This is a genomic window from Daejeonella sp. (assembly GCF_044342615.1).
In the GTDB taxonomy this organism is placed as follows: domain Bacteria; phylum Bacteroidota; class Bacteroidia; order Sphingobacteriales; family Sphingobacteriaceae; genus Daejeonella.
The window spans coordinates 1-8,014 of the sequence record NZ_JBIIPN010000120.1 but is presented as its reverse complement, the minus strand read 5'-3'; the positions used below and the strand labels follow the sequence as shown (position 1 = coordinate 8,014).

The window sequence follows — 8,014 nt, the reverse complement described above, 5'->3', positions numbered from 1 at the left end:
GGTGCTTGTGCTTCTTCCATAACCGAATACCTTCTGAGTTCCACAATGATGGCAAGAGGGTCTATGTTTACAGGGCAAGCATCGGTGCAGGCATTGCAGGAGGTGCAGGCCCAAATTTCTTCGCGAATGATATAATCATCGAGTAAAGATTTTCCATCCTGATGATCTTTACCATGTTTATCGATATTGTTTCCCACCTCAACTAATCGATCGCGGGTATCCATCATGATTTTACGAGGAGAGAGTAGTTTACCAGTCATATTTGCTGGACAAGCAGAGGTGCATCGCCCGCATTCTGTGCAGGTATAGGCATCCATTAAATTTTTCCATGTCAGATCTTGAACGTCTTTTGCTCCAAAACGTGCACCTTCAGCAACAGGCTCTGGCATGAAAGAAGGGTCGAGCATAGCTTTAACCTCATTGCTTACAGAAGCCATATTAGTTAGCTCACCTTTAGGCTCCAAATTTGAATAATAGGTATTTGGGAAGGCTAAAACAATATGGAAGTGCTTGGAATAAGGCAAGTAATTTAAAAATGCGAATATCCCGATAATGTGAAACCACCAGCAGAAGCGCTCAATGGCGATTAGTGCTGATTGTGAATCGGGTAAGATTGGTAAAAGAAAGCTACTGATAGGAAAAGAACCCGCTTGGATATAATGTGTTGCACCTGCGAGCTGTAATTTATAGTCGGCAGCATTCATGAGCAGAAATGCAGACATTAGAAAGACTTCAACAATTAAAATGACATTAGCATCCGTCTTAGGCCAATTAGTCATTTCTACACCTTTAAAACGCTTCAGATTAATGATATTTCTTCTTGCGTAAAATACTACTACAGCAAGAAGAACTAAAGCTGCGAGTATCTCAAATGAAGCAATGAGTACATTGTATAATCCGCCAAGAGGGGCTGCAAAAATTCGGTGTGTACCTAATAGACCGTCAATAATGATTTCGAGTACCTCTAAGTTGATGATTACAAAGCCGAGGTAAACAAAAAGGTGCATAATGGCAGCAAGCGGTTTTTTCGTCATTTTGGATTGACCGAATGCAACTTTGAGCATAGTAATTAAACGCTCCATAGGTTTATCAGAACGATTTGTATCTCTACCGAGATTGATATTACGGATAATTTTGCGTATATTCTTAGTGAATAAAGCTATTGAAGCTGCTGCAATAATTAGAAAAATGACTTGTAGAACCATATTAGTGTAGGTTTATGCTGTAAAAATATGGATTATCCCGGAAATCCAATTACTATGCATGCATAATATTAAAAATATTTTTTTTAGGGCTTCGAGAAAAAATAAGAATATTTTTCAAATAATATTTTCAGAAACGAAAAAAGACACTACATTTGCAGTCCCGAACAAAACGGGTATGGTCTGGTACCATAGCTCAGTTGGTAGAGCAAAGGACTGAAAATCCTTGTGTCGCTGGTTCGATTCCAGCTGGTACCACGAAAAAAGCCTCAGAGAAATCTGAGGCTTTTTTGATTTATAGGTTTTTTGGGTAATTCAAAAATTGTTTTGGAAGAATCTGAAGACTACTCATCATTTGTAAATCCTTAGTGACGCTGGCGCTGAACAAAAGGACAGTTGGTAGACCTATTTTAGGACAAGACATTACTTATATATCTTGTTGCTATTCAGTTTTGATGCAAAATTATCCATATTTTCAAACGCTAAAATAAACAGGGAGCCTTTCATGCCTTTATATGTAACTGTATCATATTCCTCTGTTGATCTAAACCCCGATAGCGTCATATCTATTCCAGTTTTAAACATGCCGGATACTTGTATTTCTTTATCCATTGTACGGATATTCAGAAAATACAATCCCGTCCATTTATTAACTTTCTTTGGTTGTGTTTTAACTGTAAACAATTCAGCATCCTTTGCATCTATGAAATAATCATTATCAAGTAAGGTTTTAACAACTAGGTCAAAGTTATCCTTTGCAGATAATTCGTTATTGATAATGATCTTGGTTGCCCCCTTTGGTATTTCTTGGGCAAAAATTCCTACAGGTATCAATAAAAAGAGTACTAGTATTTTCATTCTCAAATATAAATAAAAAATGTTCCTGTAATCGTTAATCAACATTATTAAGAGATTCCCTTAAAAAAACAAAGGTGACGACATATCTAACAACAGACATTAAAAATATGCTTTCATTGCACAGTAAACATAATAAGGGCGGATTCCAGCTGGTACCACGAAAAAAGCCTCAGAGAAATCTGAGGCTTTTTTGATTTATAGGTTTTTTGGGTAATTCAAAAATTGTTTTGGAAGAATCTGAAGACTCCTCGCCAATTACCAAGCCATAGAGCCGCCTTGCTTAAACTATGGACTGTGGGTCTGGTCGAACTATGGCTAATTAATTTAAATTTTGTTAGTTAGGGGTAATTTATCAATTAGAAATTACCTACATTACCATCGACTTAATATTCCCACTCATAATCATGCTCTTGATTGATTTCTATCAATACTATTCAGCATCAAGTTTATTAAATTTAGTTTTTACTTAATCATAGATTAATGACTCTTTTAATCATTCTTGAAGCACTTTATAATGAAGGCGATGCTAGGGTGATTGAAATGATTAACCATTCTATTCCGATTAAAGATTATATTCTTAAGAATAAGCTTTTTGTCATTCATTCCGGATTTAGGTTTACTATTGATTCAGGCAAAGCATTTGATATCTTAATTGATTTATCAGATTTGGAAAATCCTAAATCGATTCTTTCTCCAGTTTCTAAGCTCACCTCATTCCCCCTAATTTTGGGCTTGGTGGTCTTTAAAAAAATTAAATATATCGATGCTTTTTCAAAGGTGATGGTGGCCGGTATATCCGAAGACAATTCTAAAATTTATCCCATAGAATCTAAAATTGAAGATGTTGTAGATCTTAACTTGAACCATTCTGAATTTTATATTTTTCGGGCTGAAGATAATACAGTCATTAGGCGTTTTCCTTTATCTAGAATGTATAAAAAGGCACTTTTACAAAAGGATGGCGAGCTTTATGAAGCTTTTTAGCCCCTCAGTCTTTTTTTGCTTTTTATTCAAATTTCACCTTCTCACTGTCCGATTTCTCACTGTCCGTTGAATTTAGCGCAGCGATTCTACGGATTATTCAATGATTAGAGTCTTCAGACTCGTTAAAATACCGCTTTTTGAGACTAAAACTGTACAATAGTCATTCTTGTTGTAGAAAATCAATTTTTAAATCAATGGAAACTCTATGGATAGGGAGATAATTGTTTTTGGAGGAGTCTGAAGACTCCTCGCCATTTATAAATCCTTAGTGACGCTGGCGCTGAACACTAAGGACAGAAGTGTTCATAGTGGACTTGATAAAATCAGTTTACAAAACTTGTCATTAACTAAGACGAAAAGATAAAAAGTAAAAATAAAAAATGAACTATCCGAAAAACTGCTTATTAATAAGTGTTACACTAAAACTAAGTTTGTTTTGCAAAGCAATACAGTTTTATTATAATGCAAGATTGCTGATTTTTCATATTTTTATCATAAAGATGGAAATTTATGATAAAATGAAAAAAGAAATTAAAATATCAAAGACGCAAATTTTTAGGCTAATAAGGTCAATTTTACTTTCAATTGTTACTCTTTTTGTAATACATCACTTTGGCAGCTTTTACGGCTCTGGAAGTCCAAGTGTCCAGAATTTAAGTGCATATTCAGACAACGTTTATACTGCAAATGACCTAATTCAATATGTAGGTTATTCATGTCCATTAGGTGTTTCTCACAGAATAGAAACCGAGGGAAGAGGGATTACTTGGGGTAATGTGTTCAATTTTGGCAATAATTTAGTTTCTGACTTTAGAGAAAGAACTTATTTTACACTAATTTTTGATGGACATTGGAATTTATTGATATTCTCAAGTATTATTTATTTTCTAATATTTACTTTTTTTAATCATTATAGAGTTATCATAAATAAATAAAGCTGTAAACTTCTTCAAAGCTGAGCCAATTAAAAGTTAGAATATGAAATTAAGCTAATAAAAATATTGTAAATCGACTATTGAAGTTATCAAAACAAACGAATGTATTAGTCAAGACAGATATAGAAAAATGTAAACCGATAGTCTAACGTTTATTCAAGGTTTTCCAGACGGTTTTTAGCAAACCTTTAATTTGAGACAGTTTCTCACTGTTCATAGAATTTAGCGCAGCGTTTCCACGAATTAATCCACGATTAGATTCTCTATACTCATTAAAATCCCACTGCTTAAGGCTAGAACTGTACAACATTCATTCTGTTGTTATAGAAAATCAATTTTGTAATCGATGGAAACTCTTTGGACAGTGGTTTCACATTCTAATTCTCTATCCTAATCAAAAAATATACAATTGATTTTGAAAAATTGGTGTGCTTGAATTATTTTATTTATACTTATAAATATAATTTAATGTTAAGCTTTAATTTAAACCGATTTATAATGATGATTAGGATTACCTCAAGCTTTAAATATCTTTTTTGTCTATTTTTTGCATTATTTTCATTTTCTTTATTTGCTCAGGATAGGAAAGAGATAAAATTAGATCTTATTCCAGGTAAAAAACCTCGAAATGTCATTTTTATACTGTCCGATGATCATCGGTACGATTTTATGGGTTTTACCGGGGCTGTTCCAGGTTTAAAAACGCCAAATTTAGATCGTATTGCAAATGAAGGTGCTCATTTTCAAAATGCATTTGTAAGTACTGCACTCTGCTCGCCAAGTAGGGCATCTATTTTAACCGGACAATATGCACATACGCATACCGTGGTAGATAATCAGGCGCCTGCACCTAAATCTTTGCTTTATTTCCCTGAATATCTTCAAAAAGCGGGCTATCAGACTTCCTTTTTTGGGAAATGGCATATGGGAGGGGGCGAAAGTGATCCCAGGCCAGGTTTTAATCGTTGGGTGAGCTTCGCCGGACAAGGAGTTTATTATAATCCAAATATCAATATTGATGGGAAAATGGTGGCTTATCGCGACAGCGCCTATATTACGGATGTATTAACTGATTTAACCATTGATTGGCTTGATAAAAGAGATAAAAATAAGCCATTCTTTGTTTATTTATCGCACAAGGCTGTTCATGCCGAATTTTCTCCTGCTAAACGTGATAATGGAATTTATAGGGATGTAAAGATTCAATATCCTGTTTCTATGTTCTCAACGGCTAGGGCTAATAGTAAGAAATTTACCAAAGGGCATCAGGTTGATTCCTCTTCATATAAAATAAATTATAAGGACATTCCTACTTGGGTTCGTGCGCAACGTGATAGTTGGCATGGAGTAGATTATATGTATCATGGTCAGACGGATTTTGATCGATTTTATGTGGATTATCTCGAAACCTTAATGGGGATTGATACTAGTGTGGGACGGGTATTAAAGTATCTTAAGGATAATAATTTGGATGAAGAAACACTCATAATTTATATGGGTGATAATGGCTTTTCATTTGGTGAACATGGCTTGATTGATAAGCGTCATGCCTATGAGGAGTCGATGCGAGTACCATTAATTGCACGTTCTCCAACGCTAATTAAAGCGGGCACAAAGGTGAAGGATATGGTTTTGAATATTGATATCGCGCCAAGCATTTTGGAATTAGCCGGTGTGAAAAAGCCAGTCCAGATGGAAGGAAATTCCTTTGTTTCGCTGATGAAAGGGATGCCTGAAGCCAATTGGAGGAAGGAGATTTTTTATGAATATTATTTTGAGAACCCTTTTCCTCAGACTCCCACCCAATTTGCGATTCGCACAGACCAATTTAAATTTATTCGTAGTCATGGGGTATGGGATATTAACCAACTTTACGATTTAAAGAATGACCCTTATGAATTAAATAACCTTATTCGTCATCCAGATTTTCAGTCTGTTGCAAAAGATTTAAATGCTAAATTGTGGGATTGGCTAGAAAAAACTGGGGGACTTTATATTCCGTTAAAACCTATTAATGAACGTAAAAATGACCATATATTTAGGTCTACTTGGTAAGAATATACGCAATTATTTTCATATAAACAAATTTATTATGTTGAATCGATTTAACTATTTACTTGTATTCGTATTTATTTGGGAGGCTTCAAGCTTTGTTTCTTTTGCACAGACAAAGCCCAATATTGTTATAATTTATACGGATGATTTAGGTTTCGGGGATATCAGTGCAAATGGTGCTAAGAAGATAAAAACTCCAAATATTGATCGATTAGCGAAGGAGGGTTTAAGATTTACAAATGCTTATGCCACTGCTGCAACATGCACTCCAAGTAGATTTTCATTGCTTACAGGTAAATATGCGTGGAGAAAATCTGGGACAAATGTTGCGCCGGGTGACGCAGCTTTAATTATTCCCACGAATGAAGAAACTATGCCTTTAATGCTTCAAAAGGCGGGTTATCAAACTGGCGTTGTGGGTAAATGGCATTTGGGATTAGGTCCAGCGGGTGGTCCAGATTGGAACGCGGATATTAAGCCAGGTCCATTAGAAATCGGATTTAATTATTCGTTCATCATGCCTGCAACCGGCGATCGAGTGCCATGTGTTTATTTGGAAAATCACAGAATTGTTGACCTTGACCCCTCTGATCCCATCCGAGTTTCTTACAAAGAGAAAATTGGGAATGAGCCCACTGGCAAGGAAAACCCTGAACTTTTAAAGATGAATTATTCGCATGGTCATGATGCTACCATTATTAATGGGGTGAGCAGGATAGGTTGGATGAGTGGAGGGAAAAAGGCACGTTGGATAGATGAAGATATGGCCGATGTGTTTACCAACAGAGCGCTTACTTTTGTAGAAAAAAATGCTAAAAATCCATTCTTTCTTTATTTCGCAACGCATGATATTCATGTACCAAGGGTTCCTCATTCACGGTTTGTAGGCAAAAGTGGCATGGGCGCTCGTGGGGATGCTATTTTACAATTGGATTGGTCGGTGGGAGAGATATTAAAAACCCTTGATCGCTTGAAAATTACTGATGAAACGCTAATCATATTTACAAGCGATAATGGTGCCGTTGTAGATGACGGATATGAAGATGAGGCGGTTGAAAAACTAAATGGACATACTCCTTCAGGTATTTTACGAGGAGGCAAGTATAGTGCTTTTGAGGGCGGGACAAAGGTGCCGATGTTAGTAAGATGGCCATCCCGTGTTAAGACAGGAAGCGTGTCTAATGCCTTGTTTAGTCAGATAGATTTTTATGCCTCATTGGCTGCTTTAACTGGAAGAACTACTGTTGCACCCGATAGTTTTAATAGTTTAAATACCTTGTTAGGTGGCAAAGAAAATCGTGAATTTATTATTCAGCAGGCAGTAAATAGCAGGTTGGGAATTATTCAAGGTGATTGGAAATATATCCCAGCTGGTCCGGGTGCGGCAATAAACAAGCAGGTAAATATTGAGCTTGGGAATGATTTAAAGCCTCAATTATATAATCTCAAAAAGGATGCTAGCGAAAAGAATAATGTGGCAGAACAAAACCCCGATATTGTAAATAAGCTAATGAAAAAGCTTGCTGAAGTGAGGGGTGAATGATCCTAATTTTTTGATTAGGGTAAAACGGCTTTAGAATTACCCTAATCAATTTTTTTTATTTCATATTTAACTTCCCTGGTTCTCGCTTATTTGCTCCTTCAATTTTCTGCAAATCATCACCCAGGTCTGCTCTAGCCTCATCAGCAAGTGCTTTTAATTCTTTTACAATTTCCGGGAAATATGCTTTTACATCGTATTGTTCTCCCGGATCTCTACGAAGGTCATAAAGTGCTTCGGCCATCATTACATTTTCTGGTGAAAGACCTGGGAATCCATCTACACCGGGTGCTTGGTTTAAATAGGAGCGTGAAGGGTGTTCAAACACAAGTTTCCAATTATCTCTTCTAACGGCCTCTAGAGCATTTTTTCTGTAGTAGTATAAAAAGTTCTTGCGTGGAGATGCTTTTAGATCGCCTTTTAGAATCTCACCTAAATCA

5 protein-coding genes, 1 tRNA gene and 1 pseudogene are annotated in these 8,014 nt (G+C 35.9%); 4 read left to right on the top strand and 3 right to left on the bottom strand.

From position 1 onward, the window contains the following. The coding region (locus ACIQ0D_RS10105; protein WP_395805234.1) for a 4Fe-4S dicluster domain-containing protein at nt 1-1,205 on the bottom strand (1,205 nt) is incomplete at its 3' end. Between the two features lie 182 nt (nt 1,206-1,387). On the opposite strand from ACIQ0D_RS10105, the gene ACIQ0D_RS10100 reads away from it, so the two are divergent. Continuing rightward, a tRNA-Phe gene (locus ACIQ0D_RS10100) sits at nt 1,388-1,460 on the top strand. 165 nt (nt 1,461-1,625) lie between these two features. On the opposite strand, the gene ACIQ0D_RS10095 is transcribed toward ACIQ0D_RS10100, so the two are convergent. Then, nucleotides 1,626-2,060 (bottom strand): hypothetical protein, encoded by a 435-nt coding sequence (locus tag ACIQ0D_RS10095; protein WP_395805232.1) that lies wholly within the window; start codon nt 2,058-2,060, stop codon nt 1,626-1,628. Nucleotides 2,061-2,540: 480 nt separating this feature from the next. Between ACIQ0D_RS10095 and ACIQ0D_RS10090 the strand changes: the two genes are divergently transcribed. From ACIQ0D_RS10090 to ACIQ0D_RS10080, 3 genes are all read left to right on the top strand, one after another. Further along, nucleotides 2,541-3,044, top strand: a complete 504-nt coding sequence (locus ACIQ0D_RS10090) for a hypothetical protein (protein WP_395805230.1) — start codon at nt 2,541-2,543, stop codon at nt 3,042-3,044. A 1,433-nt stretch (nt 3,045-4,477) separates the two neighbouring features. Next, nucleotides 4,478-6,034: a sulfatase gene (locus tag ACIQ0D_RS10085; protein ID WP_395805229.1), complete on the top strand. Its 1,557-nt coding sequence runs from the start codon at nt 4,478-4,480 to the stop codon at nt 6,032-6,034. A 37-nt stretch (nt 6,035-6,071) separates the two neighbouring features. Then, complete coding sequence (locus ACIQ0D_RS10080; protein WP_395805227.1) at nt 6,072-7,577, top strand: arylsulfatase; 1,506 nt, start codon at nt 6,072-6,074, stop codon at nt 7,575-7,577. Between the two features lie 55 nt (nt 7,578-7,632). Here ACIQ0D_RS10080 and ACIQ0D_RS10075 read toward each other — a convergent pair. Further along, nucleotides 7,633-8,014, bottom strand: a pseudogene (locus ACIQ0D_RS10075) (arylsulfatase); the annotation flags it as partial.

What these genes read in the sequence shown, in the direction of transcription:
- ACIQ0D_RS10095 (WP_395805232.1), bottom strand. Translation starts at nt 2,060, where the DNA reads ATGAAAATACTAGTACTCTTTTTATTGATACCTGTAGGAATTTTTGCC.
- ACIQ0D_RS10090 (WP_395805230.1), top strand. Translation starts at nt 2,541, where the DNA reads ATGACTCTTTTAATCATTCTTGAAGCACTTTATAATGAAGGCGATGCT.
- ACIQ0D_RS10085 (WP_395805229.1), top strand. Translation starts at nt 4,478, where the DNA reads ATGATGATTAGGATTACCTCAAGCTTTAAATATCTTTTTTGTCTATTT.
- ACIQ0D_RS10080 (WP_395805227.1), top strand. Translation starts at nt 6,072, where the DNA reads ATGTTGAATCGATTTAACTATTTACTTGTATTCGTATTTATTTGGGAG.